Source organism: Mucilaginibacter sp. OK268 (assembly GCF_900103125.1).
In the GTDB taxonomy this organism is placed as follows: Bacteria; Bacteroidota; Bacteroidia; order Sphingobacteriales; family Sphingobacteriaceae; genus Mucilaginibacter.
The window spans coordinates 153,695-176,250 of the sequence record NZ_FNJV01000011.1 but is presented as its reverse complement, the minus strand read 5'-3'; the positions used below and the strand labels follow the sequence as shown (position 1 = coordinate 176,250).

The following is a 22,556-nucleotide window of genomic DNA, read 5'->3' as shown; positions in this document are numbered from 1 at the left end:
TTATTGAATTAGTGATTTCTTTCATCATCGCTTTTTAAAGTTTTATTTACCTGCTCTACCCAGGTATCAAAGCCCAATGGATTCCAATGCGCGTCGCTTAAAAAGTATAGATTATATTTATCAGTCTTAAATGTTTTATAGATGCTGATGAGGGGCAGGTCTGTTTGTTGCTCTACCCGTTCCAGCAGATGATTATACGGCATGCGGTTTTCGTCATAAACCGACACCGGATTAGGGACGATGCTTAAAAATACTTTTTTAAACCCGATACCCTCGTAGTAATTTTGAGCTTCTTTAAGGTTTGTCGTTATGCTATCAATTTGCCGGGCGGTTTTATATCTGAATGCCGAATGGGTATCATTGGTATCAACGGTGATGTTTAATAATAACCTTTTTTTGTCGGTACTCACCGCAACTTCTTTTGCTACCCGGCCAAATAAATTGTAGTTGAGCGAAGCTTTTAATTCCTTTATCGACGTAAATAATTTATCGTCAAATAGTAAGAGTTCCAGGTTACGGCTCAGGTCTTTGTTAAAAATGATGTTTCCTAATCTGTTCATCAAAGAAAGTGGCGCAGGGGTATCGGCTTTTATTGCGTTGGTTTTGTCAATATTATAGCTGTTAAGATTACGTTCCGCAAATTCCATGATCAGGAAATTTTGCTGGGTGCTGTCTAATTGGATAGGGCCGAAGTGGAACCTCCTGTCTACGAAAATAACATTGTCGAAGCCATCAAATGCTCCGGCCAAAGTTTTATCAGCCAGGAAACTATCGCCAATAATATAAAGGATCCGATTTTGAGAGTTTCTGCTGTTTCTGGGATTATATTTTTTAAAAGCCTCCAGCTTAAACCGGTATTGGGGTAAATAGCATAAACCATAAAGATCGCCATATGCCCAGCGGTCTGATCTTACAAAAATGCGTTGATATAATGATCTGGTGGTGTGTGCATTATTTAAATGATCAAAATATCTATCCTGTTTAATGCGGTTGATGAACGACTGGTTCATGGCTGCCAATAGTACGAGTGTACTACAAGCCAATACCAATATGCTAGTGATCTTCTTCATCAAAACTGAAAATATATGAACTGGGCCTCATTAAATATACCCAGGAAATAACAGGCAATACATAAAATGGCCGTTGTAAACAACATGCCCCGGTTTGACCACAGCGCTTTACGCTGCAGGTACCACTCGCCCGCTAACAGAGCCAGTATAATGAATATGCAATAGAAAAGCTCGTTCCATGGCATAATATGCGCAGCAGTATAATGGAAGGCAGTTAAAGTGAAGATCTTATTTAGAATGAAAAAGCCTTCGGTAACCGTATTGGCCCTGAAAAATATCCATGCCAGGCAAACCAGGTTAAAGGTGAGTATCCATTTGAGATAGCTAAGCCCCTTTATATTAATTTTCAGCTTTTTTAATAGCTGGTAGCCTATAAGCAACAAGCCATGTATTAAACCCCATACCAGGTATTTCCAGTTGGCGCCATGCCACAAACCGCTGATAATAAATACAATGAGTATATTGATGCAGGTGACCATGAAAGTTACGCGGCTACCACCAAGCGGAATATAAACATAATCGCGAAACCAGGTTGATAAGGAGATATGCCAGCGCTGCCAAAACTCCGCAATGTTTTTGGCGAGATAGGGCATGTTAAAGTTCCGCATCAGTTCGATACCTAAAGTTAGTGCAGCACCCACGGCAATGTCTGAGTATCCGCTAAAATCACAATAGATCTGGAACGCGAAAAAGTAAACGGCCACGAGCAGATCAAATGCAGAATGACCGTGCGGGTTGTTAAACACCGGATCAACATATAAGCCCAAACGATCGGCGATCACCATTTTTTTAAACAGGCCTATCGTTATTAAAAATATACCGGTGATAAAGCCCGTAGTATTGAACTTATTTACGCGATGCAGCTGGGGTAAAATATGTTGCGGTCTTTCAATTGGCCCGGCAACCATCTGCGGATAAAAAAGCACGTATAGCGCGTAAATACCAAAATGCTTCTCAGCTTTCTGATTTCCCCGGTAAACCTCAATGGTATAGCTCATGGCCTGGAAAGTATGAAAGGACAAGCCTATGGGTAACAAGATATGAAGCAAGGGTATCTGCGGGCCGCTAAAACTATGGCTCAGGAAATTGAAGTTACCTGCGAAAAAATCGAAATACTTAAATACAGCCAATACGCCTACGTTAGCTATTATACTTGCCAGCAAAAAAAACTTTCTAGTATGACCTTGTGCCTTTTCAATTAATAAACCTGCTATGTAATCAACTACAATGGTAAACAGTATGATTAAAATATATACCGGTTTAAAATACATGTAAAAGTAGCAGCTGGCCATTAAAAGCCATGCCCAGCGTAATTTGGGCGTGAGCAGATAATACGCGCTGGTTACTACCAGGAAAAAGATCAGGAACAGAAGCGAGTTAAATAACATAGGGGGGAAGGAAGCAAGATATAAGAGTCAAGAATTAAGACCTAAGCAAAAAAGATTAAAGAAAAAATCAACATACTATTTTTTTCTTGATTCTTGATTCTTGACTCTTATATCTTGCTTCTTTTCTCTCATATCTTGATTCCTCTTTTAAATGATCTTCAATAATTTATATAATTTTAGCCTGATGCGGTTCAGGAAAACTATTCGTTTCCATTCTGGTACTGGTCCATGCCCTTCGGCCGACCACATTTTTAGATGATCTTCATGCCATTTAATTTTGATAGCATCATCATGGGTCTTGGCATCATCATGAACATTAGCAACGGCCAGCGGCTGCCTGATGCGTTTGCGTTTATTGCCTTTCACAAGCCTTATCCACAGCTCATAATCAAGCGCGCAATACATCTCTTCCCAAACGGGTTGATGGATGCCTGAACTCCAAAAACAAGCTGGTTGTGGTAATGAGGGGATCTTTATAAAGTAATCATATAGCGGTGGCACAGTCACCAATTCCAACTTGCTGTCCTTTTTATTAAAGGCATACCCGTAAACAAAATCTGTTTGGGATTTTAAAAATGTGTTAATGACCAGCTGAAACACATTTTGCAGATAATAATCATCACTGTTTATCCAGGCGTAGTAGTCGCCGCTCGCCAGGCTAAACCCTAAGTTAATAGCGTTTGATTGCCCCTTGTCTTTTTTACTTTGCCAATAACTTATCCAGGGTGAGTATTTTTCCAGTATAGCATGACTGCTATCTGTACTGCCCCCGTCAATCACTATAAATTCCAGGTTAGGATAGTTTTGCAAGAGTACTGACCGGATGGTTTCTTCTAAGAAGTGACCCTGATTAAAAGAAGGTGTAACGATGGTGAGTTTTGGCCATGCTGCCCTTTCATCATATTGAGCAGGAGGAACTTCCTCGGCCCAGGGCCAGTCTGTTTGATCAGTTTTCGGTTTGGGTAAAATACTTAACAAACCCTGTTTTGTAAACGGTACGGTTTGCAAGGGAAACGCCGCTCCATTTTTCTCTAATTCGGTACGGTATTGAAGCAGGTCAGGCAGAAGCATTTATCGTTTTATTTTCAAGAGAGAAGCATCTTTGATCAAAATGATTTAAAAATGCCCGGTCCCTATCTCTTAAGGTCAGGTCGGTATTTATTTCACCAATAAAGCCGGCATTTATATCCACGGGCACAACTATAGGGTCTTCATCAGGAAATCTCGGGAAGCTATCATGCACCATGGCATCATGCTTAACCAACGGATATATGATCTTATTTAAAAAAGCCATATCCATTCCGTATTGGTTTGTCATCAATAGTTTTTTGGTTTCTTTTTTGATGTCAATGTCTATCAACCCTTTTTTTATGCCCCAAATACCTCCCATAATTCTACCGGTATGGTTCACATGATCCCGGATGATGTGAAATTTCTTCTCGGAATTTAACCACTCCTCTATCATTAATTTTTCCCGGTAAGTACAAAATGAATCAACATCCCGGATAATAACGGCGTCCTTGGTTTTATCCTCCATGGCTAAAAAACGCCAGTTCATATACCGGGCATCAATTCCCCCCATTTTCATAACAATCACCTCACATTGTTTATCCAGAAGCAGTTGGATGGTCTTGTCATTTACATCGCTGCCAATGTATAACCGGCATTGCCAATCGGGCAGCCATTCATGATAGGAGGCCAGGGTTTGATCCAGGTTTTCAATATACCTTGGTTCGTTGCCGTAAAGCGTAAAGGCGATGGTTTTAGTTTTTAAGGCTTTTGCCGGGATGGTTTTTAAAACCTGGTATAGGTCTTTATCAAAAAGAAGCTGCTTTAAATGTTTAATGCTGAGATAGGCTGTCTTAACCGGTTTTTTTAATGACTGGATAAAGAAAGTTTTATGATCAGAGCCTGCTTCAACAAACGCGATAAGGGTTTTTAGCTTAGCCAGATTGGGGTTTAAAGGCCTTACACTGTGGGCATCAATATATCTGTTATTAAATAATCCTAATTTGGAATACTGCCACCTACCCCTGTCTATCCTTTTTCTGGCATAGGGAGCCCATCCGCCTCTTTTTAAAAATATGGTTTTTTTTAGCAATGGTGATTCATGTAATTGTTTCGCGAAAAACAGTTCGTCGGTCTCCCAGTTCAAACCTAAGGCATACAGGGACTCTATAAATTCCTTTATTGTTGGCCAGCTGGTATCTTTCAACCCAATAATTTCTTGAAAAAATTTACCCTTGGCGGCTATATAGCACATCGGGTACCTGACTTGATCTTTATAAGCATCCGCCGAAAAAATGATGACGCTATCATCATTATACTGCGACACTTGTTGAGTAAAGTATGTTTTATCTAAGGGGATCATGTCGATGTCGCCTATAACAGATACTTCATGCGGAAACAGACAAGGTATAATAAAGCGGATAACCTGGGCTATAAAACCCGAGGGCACATTATCAATAAACGGTACCTTGATCACCAGGCCATGCTCATAATTAAGATTAAGATTTCCTATAACGGCTACAGTGGGTGTTATTTTAAAATTAGCCCATGCTTTTGCAGTTAATGGCCAAAAATCATAATAGAGTGGGTTGGCGTCTGTGGAGACTATTGCTCGTTGGATGATCAAGGAATTATCAGTTGAATTTTTTCTTAAGTTTTAAAAAGCGGCTCTCAAACAAATAGTATGACAAATAAGAAACGATAAACAGAACAGGCACATTAAACCATGCCGAATCAGCATACCGGAAATAATGTCCCCAGGGTTGGTATTGGGTAAACAATTGCTGCCATATATAAATGCTGTATGATAAGGTCCCGATTTGCATCAAGACCTTGTTTTTTAAGATTTTAGACAATAAAGTACTTTCGTCAAAACACAGATATATTACGGTGGCTATCAGCAAATCAAAGATCAATGTGGTTATAAATTCATTTTCGATGAGCTGACTGTTTCTGAAAATAATGGCAGCAACAAAAAGGACAAGGGTAAAAAGGAAACCGCTTTTTACTTTATCTGTAGGCAGTATTCCCTTAAAAAGCAGGGTTGAAAGTATAGTGCCGATTAATATAGATATCGTATCATTCCCGAATAAAAGAACTACCAGGAGCGACAGGTTGTGAATAATTTTAACAGAGAAAAACCAGCCGACATTATTGTAAACCAGAAAGCCCAGCACCTTGATCGAGACGATGATGAGGCATACAATTTTTATATAGTGCTTAAAACAGAAAACGATGATCACCGGAAAAATCAGATAGAATTGCTCCTCGACGGCCAGGGTATAAAAATGCCCGTTATACCAATCGGCATTATTGGTATGAATAGGCAGGTTTCTTAAATAAAGAAAAGAAGTGAGGAATGAAACGTTTGAAATGGAAAGCTTTAGAAGAACGTTTAAAATAAGCAATACGATCAGGAATAAATAAGATACGGGCAAGATCCGCAGCGCTCTCCTGATGTAAAAATTTTTAAACGAAACCCTGCCATTTAAAATATTCTCCTTGTGCAATAAGGTGGTGATCAAAAACCCACTTAGTACATAAAATATGCCCACCCCAGCATTGCCTTTAAAATAATTGCCAAATGGAGTGCCGATGGTTAGGTGACCAATTACCACGATTAAAATAGCTACCCCGCGAAGCCCGTTTAAAGTTGGATAATAAGGTTGGTTAAGTACCGGGGGGATAGTTTTTATTTCCAATTTGATTGGTAATGACCAGCGGTTAACTATTGTTGAAACTAAGCTTTATAATTAAAAAGTTTTTCAAAAAAGCCTGTCTTAGGAATTGCGATACCCTTTGCCTCAGCAGAAATTAGCTTTTGCCAGTATTGAAAATCGAGTAATTCCAGTCTTACAACTTTTTCTTTAGCCTTATTGACCAGGTCCTGTAGTTTTTCGATATCGGCTAGCTCGTTTGCATCTTGTAGAATAACTATCGGAAGATGATCGTAAATGTCGGTATAGATGGGATAGTCGCTGCTTTTAATGATTACGGGGATCCTGTTGCAGTATAATACCTCATATATCCTGTGTGTATCTATACCATTACCCGTTGGGCAAATGGTCGCCTCATGCGCTAAAACCCTATCGATGTAGGTTGCATAATCCAGGTCTGGTTCATCAAGCGTAATAAATTCGGCCCGGGTACAAATTTCCTTTATTAAGGAGCGGTGTTTGAAATTGGTTTGGATATTGAAATTGGCGTATAAAAGTTTTGATATGCCTTGTTGCCCTGCTTTAATTAAAACCTCATTTAATAATTCTATCTTTTGTTTGGCATGTTGCCATGCTACGCCATGTCCTTTTCTTTTGTTAGGAAATGTGTTTTCTAAACCAATAGGTATGGATCTTAATTTATCATGATACACCAGGTTATTTTGACAATACCAGGTGGTAATATTATCAGGCATCAACGGAATAAAGCTGGGATCGATATTAATATCGCTATTGCCCGAGATCAGGATCACTTCATTTTTAAGCTTTTGAATAACCTTAAATTCCGTTTTCAGGAAATCAGTTTTACAAAAGAAAATATTTTGGTTGTTATGTAAGTTGCCAAACTTATTGAGTTGCAGCAAGTCCATAATGAGGTGTTAAATTGATGATCATTTAGATTTCCACGACAATATCGGCGCGTAAGAGCCATGGCGTGCCTGGGTCCAGTAGGTAGAATTGCTCAGGTTGCCATCTACTTTGAACCGTATGCGCGGCGCGTTACCAGATTCGGAGTAAAGCACTTCAGTGCGGTATAAATAAGCTTCCACAACTAAAATAAATTCGCCGTGGTTCAATGTGTTTTTGGGAACTACAACCGATAAGTGATTATCCCCGATTTTTATAGAGGGCCAGTTTTCCTGTATATCATCAGTCGACTGTGTTATGAAAACAGTATTGCCCGTCGAATCCTTTATAATGATAGCGATCTCCAACCGTGGATCTTTGGTATTGATGGCAACATTTAAGTTAAAGGAGATATCATCTTCCCTGTTTACTACGGAAGTAGTAGGAGCAGCTGACTGACTTATAAATACCGAATGGATAAATAAATAGTCTGAACGTTTTTTATTAGCACCATCGTGTACCCAGCTCAATGTGTTTTGTTCATGCTCGGTATTGGCATAGTTGTCAAGTACTTCATTGATTTTGTCTGAGCTAAAATTAATCAGTCCGTTTTTCAAAACGATGCCTGAATTGCAGATGGCCCTTACTGATTGTAAATTATGACTCACAAACAAAACAGTCCTGCCTTCGCTTTTGCTTATGTCGCCCATTTTGCCCAGGCATTTTTTCTGAAACTCGGCATCGCCCACGGCTAATACTTCGTCTACTATTAGTATCTCCGATTCCAGGTGGGCAGCCACCGCAAATGCCAGGCGCACGTACATACCCGATGAATATCTTTTTACCGGTGTATCTATGTAACGCTCAACCCCCGAAAAGTCTACGATCTCATCAAATTTTCGTTTGATCTCGGCCTTACGCATCCCCAGGATAGCGCCGTTTAAAAAAATATTTTCCTTCCCGGTTAATTCCGGGTGAAAGCCGGTTCCTACTTCCAGCAAACTGGCTATGCGGCCTTTTACCTTTACTGAACCGGTGGTAGGCGAGGTAACCCGGCTTAATATTTTAAGCAAGGTGCTTTTGCCTGCACCATTACGACCAATAATGCCTACGGCATCACCTTGTTCAATATCAAAATTAATATCGCGTAAGCTCCAAACCACATCACTTTCGCCTTTTGTTGTGCGATCATTGGTTTCACCAATTTTTAAAAAGGGATCTTCTTTACCACGTATCCTGGCCCAGTAACGTTCCAGGTCGCGGGAGATGGTACCTGTACCAAAATCGCCCAGTTGGTAGGCTTTCGACAGGTTTTCAACTTTAATTACGGTGCTCATTTATACGGTATCGACAAACGTTTTTTCAACCCTGTTAAATATAATAGTGCCCAGCAACAGAATAACAACAGTGGTTACCAGGCTGTAACCCATCAGTTCCCAGCTAAAACTCCCGCGACCTAGAAAGCCATATCTGAAAGCTTCAATGATAGCCGTTATCGGGTTGAATTTTACCAGCCAGCTATAAGCCGGGTACTTGGCTTCGGCTACTGACAGCGGAAAAATTACCGTAGTGGTGTACATTAATAGAGGTACCCCAAATGATACGATAAAGGCCAGATCGCGGTATTTAGTAGTTACTGCTGATATGATCATCCCAAGCCCTAAACCTAAAGCCGCTATCATGATAATGAGTAAGGGTAATAGCAATAAAAAAGCATTCGGAAGAATAACGGTCCCCTTAAACAGGTAGACCACATAAAGGATCATAAAAAGTAAAAACTGTACCCCAAACCTGATCAGGTTGGATAATACAATGCTCAAAGGCATGATTAACCGGGGGAAATAAACTTTCCCTAAAAGGGCCGAGTTATCCCTGAAAACGGTAGATGTTTTGGTAAGGCATTCGGCAAAATAATTCCATATGATTGTCCCTGCTAAATAGAACAAGGGCTTGGGCAGACCATCAACCGGTATACCAGCCAGATTACCAAAAACCAGCGTATAAAACATAATAGTAATAACCGGTTGGATAAAAAACCAGATGGGCCCCAGGATGGTCTGTTTATAAAATGAAACAAAATCGCGTCTTACCAATAACAACAACAGATCGCGGTATTGCCATACATCCTTAAGCTTTAAGTCGAAAATGTTGTTTTGCGCGGTTATTTTAATATCCCAGTCTTCGTTTTCCAACATGCTTATTCAGTTAATAGTTGCTGCAGTTTATGTGCATAATCAATTTGATTAAAGTAGTGTAAACTGTGCTTTTGTAATTGTTCCCGGTCAATAGGTGTTAGCGGTTGCGCTAATGATTCGTTAATGCAGTTATATAATTCTGTAACATCGTCTGTGTTAACGGATCGGCCTAATTCGCCATTACGTATAGCGTCAATGCTTCCATCGGCATTACCACAAATAACGGGCAGGCCACAAGCCAAAGCTTCGATAAACACAATGCCGAAACCTTCTTTTTTACTCGGTAAAACAAACAGATCGGCCAGTAAAAAATGATCGGTGAGTTCGGCTTCCTCAATAAACCCGGTTAAGATGATCTGATCGCTCACATCATGATCGGTTATCAGTTTATTGATCCTGACACCCTCCAGTTCATCGTATTTTCCGGACAATATGTATTTAATGCCGGGATATTCATTCTTCAATTTTCCGATAGCTTCGATCACCAGTTCATGACCCTTGTACTTTTCTGTTGAGGCCATACGGGTTAAGGTGAATACAACCGGATAGCTATTGTTAAGCTCATAACGATCGAGCAAATTTGCGGGCTTTGAAAATGTAAGGGGTAATGGCATCAAAGGGTCAATGGCATTATTCAGCACTATACACCTGTCTTTATCAATATGATGCCGGTCGAGCATTTGTTGCCTGGTATAATTGCTTACACAAATTACTTTGTCGCAGTTTTTCAGGAAACGTTTTTTAATGAATGAAAATGGTCTCCATACCTCAATGCCATGGGCCACTAACCAAACCTGGCATTTGGGGTTCATGATCTTGACGATCAAACCGATTACAGCCAGGTTAATATGACTCAGTATAATAACATCCCTGGAATTGAACTTTTTAATTACAGCCTTTAAAGCGAAACTTAATTTGTTAATGCCAAATGCCTTAAAATTTGATGCCGGCAGGTACTCCGGCATCAGATCCCCGGTATGATCATATGCCGACCATAATTCAAAGTCCCAGTTATTAGCCTGGGCTATCTGGTTTAAAGTATAGCCTAAGGTACGGGTCATTTTTTGGATGCCGCCCGTTGTGCTAAACGTTTGCAAGGTAAGCAGCAGCACTTTTTTAGACATGGGCTTGTACCTGATAAAGTGCAAACGCTTTTGACCAGTGCATGCCCTTATTTTTAAATGTTTGAATCATTTTTTTGGCTTCAGGTCCTTTGTAAAATTGACTGTTACTTATTTGGGGATGGGCCATCATCCATTGCTGCAGCGGAAAGGAAAAGCCCATTTTGGGTCTGTTCCATATTTGTGATGGCAGCAGATCCCCAAAGCTATCGATCAGTAGTTTTTTTGGCTGATTGTTGTCAAACCGGATGGCTGGAGCAATACGGTTTATGGTATTTGTAAAGTCCTCATCTAAAAAAGGCACCCTAACTTCCAGCCCATGATTCATACTCATCACATCGGTATCCCTGAGTAACTGATTTTGCATATACAAATTAGTTTCGAGCCAGGATGCATGTTCCTTATCGTAATTGTTTGGGTAGGAGGCATGGCTGGTATCAAAGAGTATGGTCCTGATCTGCTCACTGTCGGTATCCAGAAATTTAGCGATCTCGGTGGGGGAGAAGAACCCTCTTAGCAAAAGGTAATCTGCCAAATGATGGTCATTGGCTAAAAAGGTGAGCTTTTTATACTGATCTGGTAAAAAGCCGGTGATAGCCGAAAATAATGATGGACTAACTTTTCGGAGATACTTCAAATACTTTATCCGCCCGAAGGAGGGATAACCACCAAAAAGCTCATCGGCGCCAATGCCCGATAGTACTGCCTTTAAACCATCTTCATGGGCATATTTACTAATAAACCAACTATTGATGCCATCGGTTGTAGGCATATCCATGGCATCAAGAATCTGAGGCAGAAAGGTATCAAAGTCATGCTGTTGCACCAGGTGCGAAAAGCTTTGACCCTGGAGCTTATCTAAAATTACGCGCTGGTAGTTCTGTTCGTTATAATTCTGCTCATTAAAATAAAGAGATACTGTTTTAAGCTGTTGCTCTTTTTTAAGGTTGGCCAGCAGGGTGAGCAAGCTGGAGTCAATACCCCCGCTTAAAAAAACGCCGATAGTGGCATCGGCTATCAGTTGCCGGTTTACGCTTTTTATCAGCGTGTCTTTGATCAGTAAGCGAGCCTCATTTACATCGGTGATCTGTTCCTGTACCGGCGTTTCATGATACGGGTTGATGGTATATGCCGATGACGCAGTATCCCAGCGTAAAAAATGACCTTTGGGTAAACTGAAAACATTTTTTAGAGTAGTATATGGCTCGGGGATATGGCCAAAGGCTAAAAACCTTACCGGCCAGCTCGGGTCTTTTTCTGTAGTGATATTTGCCTCGGTAAAAGCCCTTATTTCTGATGCAAAGCTTAAAGCCCCATGCTGCGCGTAATAATATATGGGTTTTATGCCGGCGCTATCACGTACCAGGTAAACAAGGTTATTAACGGTGTCATATAAAGCGAATGCAAACATGCCACGAAACTTGGCAAAGGCAGCGGTTCCCCATTGCAGGTATGATAATAAGATCACCTCGGTATCGGTCGCCGATTTGAATTGTGCGCCCAGCGTTAACAGTTCTGCCTTTAGCTCCAGGTAATTATAAAGTTCGCCGTTAAAAGTTATCCAGACTTTTTGCCCGGCATCGGCCATGGGTTGATGCCCGTTGCTGCTCAGGTCAATGATCGATAAACGGCGATGCCCAAACCCGATGTGATTTTTGTCGTCAAAAAATAAGCCCTCATCATCTGGGCCGCCATGCTGTAATATCTGGCACATGGCTTTTACCTTTTGATGGATCTCATCAGGCTGTAAGCTTTTATCAATTATTCCTGCTATCCTGCACATGGTTGGTATATCTTCACAGCTTCGCCCCGTAAGTCACAGTTTTGTTTTGTAACTTATTATTTTACAGTTTTTTAAGAGAATAAAGAGCCAAGAGTCAAGAAGCAAGAAAATAACTATTCTTTCTTGCTTCCTGACTCTTATTTTCTTGATTCTTGATTTGTCGTATTTTCTTTATTGTTAAAAATAATAATTCTGATTAAATGCGCTCTATATATGAAGCGGCAACATGCACTATAATGGAGCATCCTATGCTTTCAAGCCTTAATATCAATTGCTTTTGCGACCGGTATATAACTACCTCGCCGGTCATTCCTTTTAAGGGTCCCGCTTTTATAATAATTTTTTCCCCGGGCTGCAGATCCTCTTCTGTAATTTCCAAATCAAGTGAACTTGTCATTAATAGTTTCAGTTCGTTGATCTGGCGGTCGGGCATGGTGGCCGGTTTGCCCGAAAAATATAAAAAGCGGGATATTCCTTTTGTCATCAATACCTCTGCCTGCGCATGTTCGGCGATGTTAACAAATACGTATGATTTGATAAAGGGTTCCTCGACCCACTTTTTACGGTCACTCCATTGTTTAAGTTGCCGGTGCAGTGGCAGGTAGGCTACAATTCCTTTATTGATTAGTGCTTCGTATGCTTTTTTTTCGGCCCGTGCATGCGTATAAACCGGATACCATTTGTTTTTCGCCTCACTTGTTAGCAGGTTCATTGTATTAAAAGCTTACTTAAACCATCTTCTGATATTCCACCATTTGGTTTTGTTATCATCCATATAGTACCCCGAACCTTCATAACCATTGTAGTCGGCATAATAATAATAGTGCACCCCGGAGCTATCACCGGTAAATTTGGTGGTGTAATACCTGGAGTGCAGCGGTTCTTCCTCAAATGCATTCAGTACTATTACCGTGTTATTAAGCTGATACTCCAGCGCTACGCGCTGAGGTACGGTAGCGGCGTAAAATTTTGACCTTCCTGATCGGATCACAAAAACATTGATATCACTCAGTCGGATAAGCGGGATAGCATCAGACACCAGGCCGATAGGCGCGGTATCAATCATCACAATATCATACCTGGTTTTTAGCTGGGCTATTAAACTAGTCATCCGTTCACTATGCAGTAATTCGGAAGGGTTGGGTGGTACAGGCCCGGAAATTATAAAATCAAGATTTTCCTGTTCGGAATGAAAAATGATGTCATCCAGTTCGCTTTGATGCGCCAGGTAATTGCTTAATCCCAGGTCGTTGGCCACATTAAATATCTTATGTATCTTGGAACGGCGAAGATCGGCTCCGATCAGGATAACTTTTTTATCGATCAATGAGAGTGTACTTGACAAGTTAACGGCAACAAATGATTTTCCCTCGCCGGCTACTTCAGATGTAATACAAATAACCTTGTTTTGCTTATCAGATGCCAGAAAACTTAAATTGGTACGTACAGAACGCACCGACTCCGCAAATATGGACTTGGGTTTAACAAGCGCTAAAATTTGTCCGTTATTTTCGTCAATTGGCTCCGGGAATTTGCGGATGATACCCAATATAGGTACAGAGGTAAGGCTTTCGATAGTTTCTTTATCATAGATGTAAGGATTCATTATCCGAACAACGATAATAAGACCCAGGCCAATAACTAAACCCAGAATAATAGCCGAACGATGTATATTATGCTCATCTGGTGATACCTGGTTAAAATTAGGCTGAGCAGGATCAATAATGGTTGCCCCCGGCAATATACCCGCCCTGCTTATTTGGGCCTCCAGTTTTTTTTCTGATAAAAACGAATACACTTTATCATTGATCTCAAAATCCCGTTGCAGGCTCACCAGGTCGCGCTGGGCGGCGGGCAATGTCATGATGGTTTGATTAACCTGCGAAAGCTGACTATCTAAAAAAGCAATGTTCTTTTCAATCCCAGAACGTAAAACCCTGATATTATTGAGGGCATTCAGTTTTATTTGCAATACCTGCTGATTAATATCGCGGATAGGTTGCGAATCGCTATTATAAGTTTTTAACAGCGCGTTCCGCTCCTGTATCAAGGCATCCAGTTTTTCAACCATGCCCTGTAATACGTGATTGTCTGAAGCCGCGGTAGTAAAGTTTAAATTGACATTATCTTTTTCCCTGGTGATCTGGTCTTTGAGCTGATCAAGGGCCATCAGCTGGATTTTTAATAAAGACTTGTTTGATTCAATGTCGGCCGCTTTAGCAACTGATGTGGTTGAAGCTGAACTTACATCCAGTATCTTTGATTTTTGCTTGTATTTTTCAATGGAGCTCTCCGAGCCCTTAACTTCGGTTGACAGAAAGGCCAGCTGACTATCAATAAAATCAATCATTTGCGAAGCCGATTGTGCCTTTTGATTACGATCAAATGCAACATACTCATTCATGATGCTATTGATAATATCGGCGGCAAACTGAGGGTTGGAGTCAATTTCCTGTAGGCCGATGATATTGGAGTTTTTTGAAGTTTCGCCGGTTGATAAACCCGCTTTTACCCGATCCACATAATCTTCAGGAATATTGAACTTAAACAGGTAAACGGTATTTTTGCTTAGCCCGCCCGGATACTTTATGGTGAAACTGGTAGGACCTATATTGACAGGTGTATCATAATTAAAGGTATTCTGAGCTTCTTTACCTCCAATTTTGTATGATAGTTCAAATGACTTGTCATTAATCGGTTTAAAACCTATTTGATTATGGTAAAAATTCAAACTATCAAACCTGATCAGTTCAATATTCAATGGTTTTGAGGGATAGATCTCAGAAGTACGTACCCGCCCCATGATATAAAAACTTATCCTGTAATCCAGATCTTTTACAGCGCTGAGGATAAGGTTGCGACTTTGCAATACAGAAGTAATGCTTTGTATTTTTGATGGCCCACGTTCAGGAACGGCCATCACGGTTACCAGGTCAGCTATCTCCGTTTTTTTTTCTTCGATTTTTAATGTTCCTGATGATGAATATGTTTTGGGCGTATACCAGAGGTAAGTATAGGAGATAAGCACAACTATCCCCACAGACGCGGCTATCCAATACCAGCGGCTCAATAATATTTTGCCGATCTTAAAATAGTCGATCTCCTGGTTGGGTAGTTTTCGCTGAATTTTTTCTGTTTCTTCCATTAGCGACGGGAAAGCGTGAAGATAATTAAGGCTGTGTTTAACAAAAGTAATATCGGTTGACTGATCACTGATAGATTCTGAAGGTTGTCATTCCGGACAGCACGTTTGTTCTGGGCAATATAAATAATATCTCCATTTTGAAGAATAGCGCGCGGATCATTAATGGATTGAATATCCCGGAGATTAATGACCGTTACCTGCGGATTTACCTGATCGCCTCGTATAATATGAATATTTGTTTCATTAGCCTTGTCGGTAAGTCCACCTGCCGCCCCTATCATTTCAACCAGGGTGGTTCTGTCTTTGATTAGGGGATAATTTCCCTGTCCTTTTATTTCACCCAGTAACGTAACCTTCAGGTTCACTATTTTTAGTTCGATGATGGGGTCTTTGAGCAGGCTTTTACGGTAAAGGCCCTCTATGAGTTTTGCTGCCTCAGAGCGGGTAAGCCCCACCACGGCCACATGGCCAATAACCGGCAGGGCCACAGTACCATCATCCTCAACCTGGAAAGTTTGGCCTGTACCTGTATTGGAGCCTCCACCCGAAGTAGTACTGCTGGTTACAGGAACTTCGTCAACTATGTACTTTACGTTTTGCAGGTTTCGGATCTGTAGTACATCCTGAGGTTGTATACGATAGGCGGCCAGGGTTACAGCGGTTTTTTGCGCTGAACTGGTATCCGGACTACCGGCTTTTTGTTCAAAAAGCGATTGGTATTGTTTGCTGGAACAGGATGTTAAAACAAAAATTATCCCGAAAAATAAAAGAGTAAGGGTATAAATACGCATACAGACGAGTAGAAAGCTAAATAACTATATAATTAGGGAATGATTTCAAAAATACATAATTTGCGGGTATATATATTGGTAATTCTTTTCCCATTTGTACGTTTTGAAGCTTTCCCTGGTTACAGTAGTTTATAATGCTCAGGATACCATCAGGCAATGTATCCAATCTGTTATCAGCCAAAATTATCCTTACCTGGAATATATTATTATTGACGGTGGTTCAACAGATAACACACTTCAAATCATCCATGAGTATCGCGAATATATCCAGGTTTTAGTTTCGGAACCGGATAAGGGTATATATGATGCCATGAATAAAGGTATCCGGCTGGCTACGGGCGATATAGTGGGTATGTTAAATGCCGACGATCATTTTGCCGATGACCATATTTTACAATCAGTAGCCAGGATATTTACACAACAGGATATCGGGGCATTATATGGCGATCTGGATATTATTGATCAGCACCATCGCGTTATCCGTAAATGGCGTTCCGGTAAATGTAACCGCGGTTCCTTTAGGCTGGGGTTTATGCCTCCACATCCCACCTTTTATTGCAGGCGCGGTTTATTTGAGCAATTTGGCTTTTACAGTCTTGATCATGGATCGGCGGCTGACTACGAGCTGATGCTCCGGTTGATGTTCCGGCACCAGATCAAAAGCTTTCATCTGAAAAAGGTGATGGTTAACATGCTTGCTGGCGGCATAAGCAGCAAAAATTTAAAGAACAGGATCAAGGCCTGGCAATTTGATTTGCTGGCTATGCGTCAAAATAAACTCCCGTTTCCTACCCTGGCCCTGGTGCTAAAACCCCTCCGAAAAATAATTCAATTTATTTAACCTCAGATTTAAACCTAAAATTTTTCATACTCGTATAAGGAGTGTAAATAATTACATAACTGTTTTTATGAGATAGCCCCCGCTAACATTATAAAAACATTACATGATAGAACTTTTGCATTCATACAACTTTGGGTATCAGGTTTTAATACTTGTAGTATCAACGCTTATAACCTGGTTAGCTATACCATCCATTTTGCATGTGGCGCGTGCCCGTCATTTGTATGATGATGTTGGCCATTTCCGCAAACAGCATGATCATGGCATCCCGCGTTTGGGTGGTGTGGCCATATTTGTCAGCTTTATTATCACCACGCTGCTATTCAGTATTATAGACAAAGCCCTGCCCATCAGTTATTTGCTGATAGCCTGTATCATCTTATTTGCCATGGGTTTAAAGGATGATCTTTCGGGGGTAAACTCCAGTACCAAATTCCTGATCCAGTTCATCGTAGCCGCCATACTGGTTTTGCTGGGCGATATCCGGATCACCAGTATGTATGGTATATGGGGTATTTTTAGCTTACCCTATGTGCCCAGCGCTATCTTCTCCATCCTGCTGATCATGTTGATCGTAAATTCCTTTAATTTGATAGACGGGATAGATGGCCTGGCCGCCACCACCGGGCTGATCGTTAATGGTACGCTTGCTTTGATGTTCCTATCGGTAAAACAGTACGAGTTGGCTGCTATTTGCCTGGCGATGGTAGGGGCAGTAGCCGGGTTTTTACGCTATAATATCACCCCGGCCAAGATATTTATGGGCGATACGGGGGCTTTACTGATCGGTTTGGTGTCAGCGGTAATGGCTATTAAGTACACCGAGATCAGTAAGATCAGTGTAGCAGGAGTACCACATTTGTTTACCGCGCCCGCGCTTACGGTAGCTATACTAATAGGCCCTGTTTTTGATACCCTGCGGGTGTTTACGCTCCGGATATTAAAAGGGGTATCGCCATTTGATGCCGACCGGAACCATATGCACCACCGGATGCTGAAACTGGGTCTGAACCATTTACAGGCCACGCTTTGCCTGGCAGGTATTAACCTGGGTGCTATTGGTTTTGTACTGTTTTTTAGTGATCTGAGTAATACTTTTTTGATTTCAATCATCCTGTTGATCCCCATTATTTTTAATTGGATGGTCACTTTTTGTATCCGCTCCAAAGAGCGCGAACAGGTAGCTTTACGAAACTTATTTGTTTAAAGCTGTTTTGTAATGCTGGCGTAGTATTCACGGCGCTAAATTTCAGATATCGTAATTTCCCGTACATCTTCATTAACTTTGGCTGTTTTTAAAAAACAGATGATGAAGATCGCTATAAATGGATTTGGCCGGATTGGCCGCATTTTTTTAAGAAATATTTTAGCTAAACCAGGTATTGAGGTGATAGCTATAAATGACCTCACGGATACCCAAACGCTTGCTCATTTATTTAAATATGATTCGGTTCACCGTGGATTTAAAGGCACGGTTGATCATGATGCCAGTAATCTTTATATCAATGGCCACCAGATAAAAGTATTTGCTGAGCGCGACCCATTGGCCTTGCCCTGGGGTACGCTGGATATCGACCTGGTGATAGAATCAACAGGGAAATTCACTTCCAGGCAGGGTGCCGAATTGCATTTGACCGCCGGTGCCAAACAAGTGATCATCTCGGCCCCATCAACTGATAAAAATGTTCCAACTGTTGTATTAGGTGTGAATGATGGCCTAGTCGATCTGCATTCACCGGTATTATCCAACGCCTCCTGCACCACCAATAATGTGGCGGCTATGGTGAAGATATTGGACGAGAACTGGGGAATTATTGATGGCTATATCACTACCGTTCACTCCATGACCGGCGATCAAAACCTGCATGATGCCCCACATAAAGACCTGCGCCGGGCAAGGGCGGCTTCGGCTTCTATCATACCTACCAGTACGGGTGCCGCGAAAGCTATTACCGCCATATTTCCACATCTGGAAGGGCGTTTGGGTGGTGCCGGGATCCGTGTGCCGGTGCTCAATGGTTCATTAACTGATTTTACCTGTAGCCTTAAAAAACAGCCCACTATTCATGAAATTAACCTGGCATTTAAACAGGCTGCCGATGGCCCTATGAAAAATGTACTGGAATATACCGAAGATCCTATTGTATCAACCGATATATTGGACAATCCACACAGTTGTATTTTTGATGCGCAATTAACCTCTATTGTAGGGGGACTGGTAAAAGTGGTTGGCTGGTACGATAACGAAATGGGCTACAGCAGCCGACTGGCTGACCTGGTGGAGGAAATAGCTGCGTTAGAACCAAGAGTTAAGAATCAAGAGTCAAGAGTGGGAAGTAATCACTGATAAACGAATGCTTTTTCTTGATTCTTAACTCTTGATTCCTGACTCTAATAAGAAACTATGATCAAATTTATAACTGTAGAAGGGTTATTGCCCATCCGCAACGAAGTGCTGCGTGAAGGGAAACTCAGTTTAGAAGAATGTATTTTCCCGACTGATAAGATAGAGGGTGCATTTCATTTAGGCTATTACCAGGGAGAAGAACTGGCTTGTATAGCATCGTTCCATCCCCAAAATTATGAAGGTTTTCCGGGCAAGGCCTATCAGCTGCGGGGTATGGCTACTATCGAAAAATATAGAGGTAAAGGACTGGGGAATCTGCTAGTTAATTTTGCCCTGGTTTATCTTCGCGGGCAAAAGGCCAATTACGTTTGGTGCAACGCGCGTAAAAAGGCGGTCGCTTTTTATCACAATGCTGGTTTCGAGATCATTTCGCCGGAGTTTGAAGTGCCCGGAATTGGGCCGCATTACGTGATGTATGTTAAAATAACATGAAGTTTGGGCCATTTTCAAACACCTTTTTTACTTTTTCGTTAAGAATTAAGAATAAAATGTTGAATTTGCGCGCCTTACAGTAAATGACCCATATAATTAATATGAAAACAGTAGATCAAATAAGTTTTGCAGGCAAAAGAGCCCTGATCAGGGTTGATTTTAATGTGCCTTTGGATAAGGATTACAACATTACTGATGATAACCGGATGACGGCTGCTTTGCCAACTATAAAAAAGATTTTAAAAGATGGCGGTAAGGTTATCCTGATGTCGCACCTGGGCCGACCAAAAGATGGTCCGAATGAAAAGGATTCCCTGAAACATGTTGTTGCGCATTTATCTGATCTGCTGGGTCAGCAGGTACAATTTGCTGATGACTGCATTGGCGCCGATGCTCTTGAAAAATCACAAAAACTTGGAAAAGGCGAGGTGCTTTTATTAGAGAACCTGCGTTTTTATAAAGAAGAAGAAAAAGGCGATGTGGCTTTTGCCGAAAAGCTTTCCAAATTAGGTGATATATATGTGAACGATGCCTTTGGTACCGCTCACCGCGCGCATGCTTCTACAGCAGTTATCGCGCAGTTTTTCCCGGATGCCAAATATTTTGGTTACCTGATGGCTGCTGAATTAAACAATGCCGAAAAAATCTTGAATGGCGCTGCTAAACCTTTCACCGCAATTATGGGCGGCTCTAAAGTTTCTGATAAAATTGAACTGATCGAAAAATTGCTGGATAAAGTTGATAACCTGATCATTGGCGGTGGTATGGCTTATACCTTTGCTAAAGCAGATGGTGGTAATATTGGCACTTCACTGGTTGAAGCCGATAAGCTTGACCTGGCTATCAGCCTGAAACAAAAAGCTAAAGATAAAGGCGTGAAACTTTACTTACCGGTTGATAACGTAATTGCTGATGCTTTTGCCAACGATGCCAAAACCGGCGTTGCTAAAACCGGCGAAATTCCTGACAACTGGATGGGCCTGGATATCGGTCCTGAAACCGTTGCTATATTCAGCAAAGTGGTCGAAGAATCGAAAACCATTTTATGGAACGGCCCAATGGGTGTTTTTGAAATGGAATCATTTTTAGTAGGTACTAAAGCTATTGCCGAAGCGGTAGTTAAAGCAACCGAAAATGGCGCTTTCTCCCTGATTGGTGGTGGTGATTCGGCTGCTGCGGTTGCCAAATTTAACCTAACTCACGAGGTAAGTTACGTATCAACCGGTGGCGGTGCTTTACTGGAATACATGGAAGGTAAAGAGTTACCAGGCGTAAAAGCTATTAACGACTAAGAGAATATCTTATTTAAATAAAAAAGCCTCCTGATATTATCGGGAGGCTTTTTTTGTGGGTAATCAGTCATACAAAAACGCGTCATTGCGAGGTACGAAGTAAATACCTCACCCAAACCCTCTCCAAAGGAGAGGGCTTTAAAGCGTTTTTTTGAAGTCTCCCCCTTTGGGGGAGATTTAGAGGGGGTTACTGAATCTTAACCGACGACACCACATCATTGGCACTTGGCGACAGGGCGCCGAACCAGCTGTTATTGGCTGTCAATGTCCATGATGTACCGCTAAAATTATCATTCGAATACATGATCACCGTCCAGCCGGAGGGTATTTGTGCCGAAGAAGCCCAGTCGTTCACAAAGCCTTTGGCCTGTAATTGTGCTAAGGTGTAATTACCCTTGGCTATTTTTTGGGTAGCCGTACCGGCATAGTTGGAGTTTTGATAAAAAACTACGCCTGTAGTAGTACCGCCACCACCGGTTGGGTTCATGATCTTGATCAGGTCCTTGGTCACTTTGTAATCCGGAACGCGAAGGGTATTATCATGCATAGAGGTAAGCGGTGCATCGCGGTCAATAGCATAGCCAAATACGCCGCCTTTTTTGCCTGAAGTTGGCTCCCAGCGGGCATAATCATAAGCACGACCTGTGCCGTTTTCCGGATAAGTAACATCATCCCAGTAATTGCTTGGGTAACCGTTTTCTTCATAAAATGAAAATCCTGGTACAAATTTATCCGAAGTGATGTAAGAAGAGAAGGTGTTCCATGTGCCCTGCAAAGTAGAAGAACCACGGCCATAAGCCTGTAACCAAACATAATCAATCATGGTATATACGTTCCTGAAAAGACTGTTAGTACCGGTTTGATTGGTATCAAAAGTAAGTAGTTTGCCGGTACCTGATTTTGGACCCAGGTAAGCCGAAAGTGCGGTATAAACGCCGGTCATATCAGTTAATGTTGTACCCGATGGATTGCTTTCCACATCAATATCATAACCATCTAAACCATATTTATTAACCACGCTATCCATGATCAGTTTGGCTGTGGTCTGATATCCTGCGGTGGTATGCGGTACGCCCGAAGGAATATCCAGGTTGCCGGTGATGATAACTTTGGTGCCTTTGGCGTGTAGCGCGCTTACCCATGCCGGTACACTACTGGCAATAGGCGAGGTTTTGTCAAAACAAAACAGGATAAGCACATCAAGGCTATCCGGTACCAGCGAAAAATTAGAACCATTAACACCGGCTCCATAACAAGGGCCCTGTACACGGTAAAAACCCGCGGTAATTTCGTGCTTTGTTTTTTTGTAGGCAACCAACGCGCTGTCTGAAGCTGCCGACATGGTGGTGAGGTTGTTTTTGGAAACACCTGCTGCCTGTAATTTTGAAGCAGCGTTTCCGCTATCCTTTTTGCAGGATTGGGTGTAGGCCAGGGCGGCCAGACCAAGCATAAAGAGGCCGGCTTTAAGAGAGAACAGATTTTTTTTCATAATGGAGGTTTTTAAAGGGTTTATAATTTAT

Annotated in this window: 19 protein-coding genes; 5 read left to right on the top strand and 14 right to left on the bottom strand. The window is 41.5% G+C overall.

The features are described 5' to 3' along the window. Positions 1-8: 8 nt before the first annotated feature. The 13 genes from BLR84_RS26295 to BLR84_RS26235 all read right to left on the bottom strand — a co-directional run bounded on the left by BLR84_RS26295 (position 9) and on the right by BLR84_RS26235 (position 16,064). A complete protein-coding gene (locus BLR84_RS26295) occupies positions 9-1,070 on the bottom strand; it encodes a hypothetical protein (protein ID WP_090473242.1) in 1,062 nt (353 codons plus the stop codon). After that, a complete protein-coding gene (locus tag BLR84_RS26290; protein WP_090473241.1) occupies positions 1,070-2,458 on the bottom strand; it encodes an MBOAT family O-acyltransferase in 1,389 nt (462 codons plus the stop codon). The genes BLR84_RS26295 and BLR84_RS26290 overlap by 1 nt, the downstream gene beginning before the upstream one ends. A gap of 147 nt (positions 2,459-2,605) precedes the next feature. After that, positions 2,606-3,529, bottom strand: a complete 924-nt coding sequence (locus tag BLR84_RS26285) for a glycosyltransferase family 2 protein (protein WP_090473240.1) — start codon at positions 3,527-3,529, stop codon at positions 2,606-2,608. After that, on the bottom strand, positions 3,516-5,093 hold the full coding sequence (locus BLR84_RS26280) for a hypothetical protein (protein WP_090473239.1): 1,578 nt from the start codon (positions 5,091-5,093) through the stop codon (positions 3,516-3,518). Before BLR84_RS26280 ends, BLR84_RS26285 begins: the two co-directional genes overlap by 14 nt. A gap of 7 nt (positions 5,094-5,100) precedes the next feature. Then, complete coding sequence (locus BLR84_RS26275) at positions 5,101-6,168, bottom strand: acyltransferase family protein (protein WP_176852160.1); 1,068 nt, start codon at positions 6,166-6,168, stop codon at positions 5,101-5,103. A 38-nt stretch (positions 6,169-6,206) separates the two neighbouring features. After that, on the bottom strand, positions 6,207-7,052 hold the full coding sequence (locus BLR84_RS26270; protein WP_090473237.1) for a hypothetical protein: 846 nt from the start codon (positions 7,050-7,052) through the stop codon (positions 6,207-6,209). 21 nt (positions 7,053-7,073) lie between these two features. Further along, positions 7,074-8,366, bottom strand: coding sequence for an ABC transporter ATP-binding protein (locus tag BLR84_RS30150; protein WP_143014002.1), 1,293 nt, complete (start codon positions 8,364-8,366; stop codon positions 7,074-7,076). Then, the gene (locus tag BLR84_RS26260) at positions 8,367-9,224 is read right to left on the bottom strand and encodes an ABC transporter permease (RefSeq protein ID WP_090473236.1); all 858 of its coding nucleotides are present in this window, start codon (positions 9,222-9,224) and stop codon (positions 8,367-8,369) included. It lies immediately after the preceding gene. Positions 9,225-9,226: 2 nt separating this feature from the next. Continuing rightward, positions 9,227-10,348, bottom strand: coding sequence for a glycosyltransferase family 4 protein (locus tag BLR84_RS26255; protein ID WP_090473235.1), 1,122 nt, complete (start codon positions 10,346-10,348; stop codon positions 9,227-9,229). Next, on the bottom strand, positions 10,341-12,128 hold the full coding sequence (gene asnB, locus BLR84_RS26250) for an asparagine synthase (glutamine-hydrolyzing) (RefSeq protein ID WP_090473234.1): 1,788 nt from the start codon (positions 12,126-12,128) through the stop codon (positions 10,341-10,343). Before asnB ends, BLR84_RS26255 begins: the two co-directional genes overlap by 8 nt. Positions 12,129-12,324: 196 nt before the next feature. Then, a complete protein-coding gene (locus BLR84_RS26245; protein ID WP_090473233.1) occupies positions 12,325-12,840 on the bottom strand; it encodes a UpxY family transcription antiterminator in 516 nt (171 codons plus the stop codon). 12 nt (positions 12,841-12,852) lie between these two features. Next, positions 12,853-15,273, bottom strand: a complete 2,421-nt coding sequence (locus BLR84_RS26240) for a GumC family protein (protein WP_090473232.1) — start codon at positions 15,271-15,273, stop codon at positions 12,853-12,855. After that, positions 15,273-16,064: a polysaccharide biosynthesis/export family protein gene (locus BLR84_RS26235; protein ID WP_090473231.1), complete on the bottom strand. Its 792-nt coding sequence runs from the start codon at positions 16,062-16,064 to the stop codon at positions 15,273-15,275. The genes BLR84_RS26240 and BLR84_RS26235 overlap by 1 nt, the downstream gene beginning before the upstream one ends. A gap of 94 nt (positions 16,065-16,158) precedes the next feature. Between BLR84_RS26235 and BLR84_RS26230 the strand changes: the two genes are divergently transcribed. From BLR84_RS26230 to pgk, 5 genes are all read left to right on the top strand, one after another. Continuing rightward, positions 16,159-16,905, top strand: coding sequence for a glycosyltransferase family 2 protein (locus BLR84_RS26230; RefSeq protein ID WP_218128492.1), 747 nt, complete (start codon positions 16,159-16,161; stop codon positions 16,903-16,905). A 103-nt stretch (positions 16,906-17,008) separates the two neighbouring features. Then, positions 17,009-18,112, top strand: coding sequence for an MraY family glycosyltransferase (locus BLR84_RS26225; protein WP_090473229.1), 1,104 nt, complete (start codon positions 17,009-17,011; stop codon positions 18,110-18,112). 102 nt (positions 18,113-18,214) lie between these two features. Next, positions 18,215-19,252 (top strand): type I glyceraldehyde-3-phosphate dehydrogenase, encoded by a 1,038-nt coding sequence (gene gap / locus BLR84_RS26220; protein WP_176852165.1) that lies wholly within the window; start codon positions 18,215-18,217, stop codon positions 19,250-19,252. A gap of 57 nt (positions 19,253-19,309) precedes the next feature. Then, positions 19,310-19,744, top strand: coding sequence for a GNAT family N-acetyltransferase (locus tag BLR84_RS26215; RefSeq protein WP_090473228.1), 435 nt, complete (start codon positions 19,310-19,312; stop codon positions 19,742-19,744). 101 nt (positions 19,745-19,845) lie between these two features. Continuing rightward, the gene (pgk, locus tag BLR84_RS26210; RefSeq protein ID WP_090473227.1) at positions 19,846-21,036 is read left to right on the top strand and encodes a phosphoglycerate kinase; all 1,191 of its coding nucleotides are present in this window, start codon (positions 19,846-19,848) and stop codon (positions 21,034-21,036) included. A gap of 187 nt (positions 21,037-21,223) precedes the next feature. On the opposite strand, the gene BLR84_RS26205 is transcribed toward pgk, so the two are convergent. Next, positions 21,224-22,525, bottom strand: coding sequence for an EndoS/ChiA family endoglycosidase (locus BLR84_RS26205; RefSeq protein ID WP_090473226.1), 1,302 nt, complete (start codon positions 22,523-22,525; stop codon positions 21,224-21,226). Between the last annotated feature and the right edge of the window lie 31 nt (positions 22,526-22,556).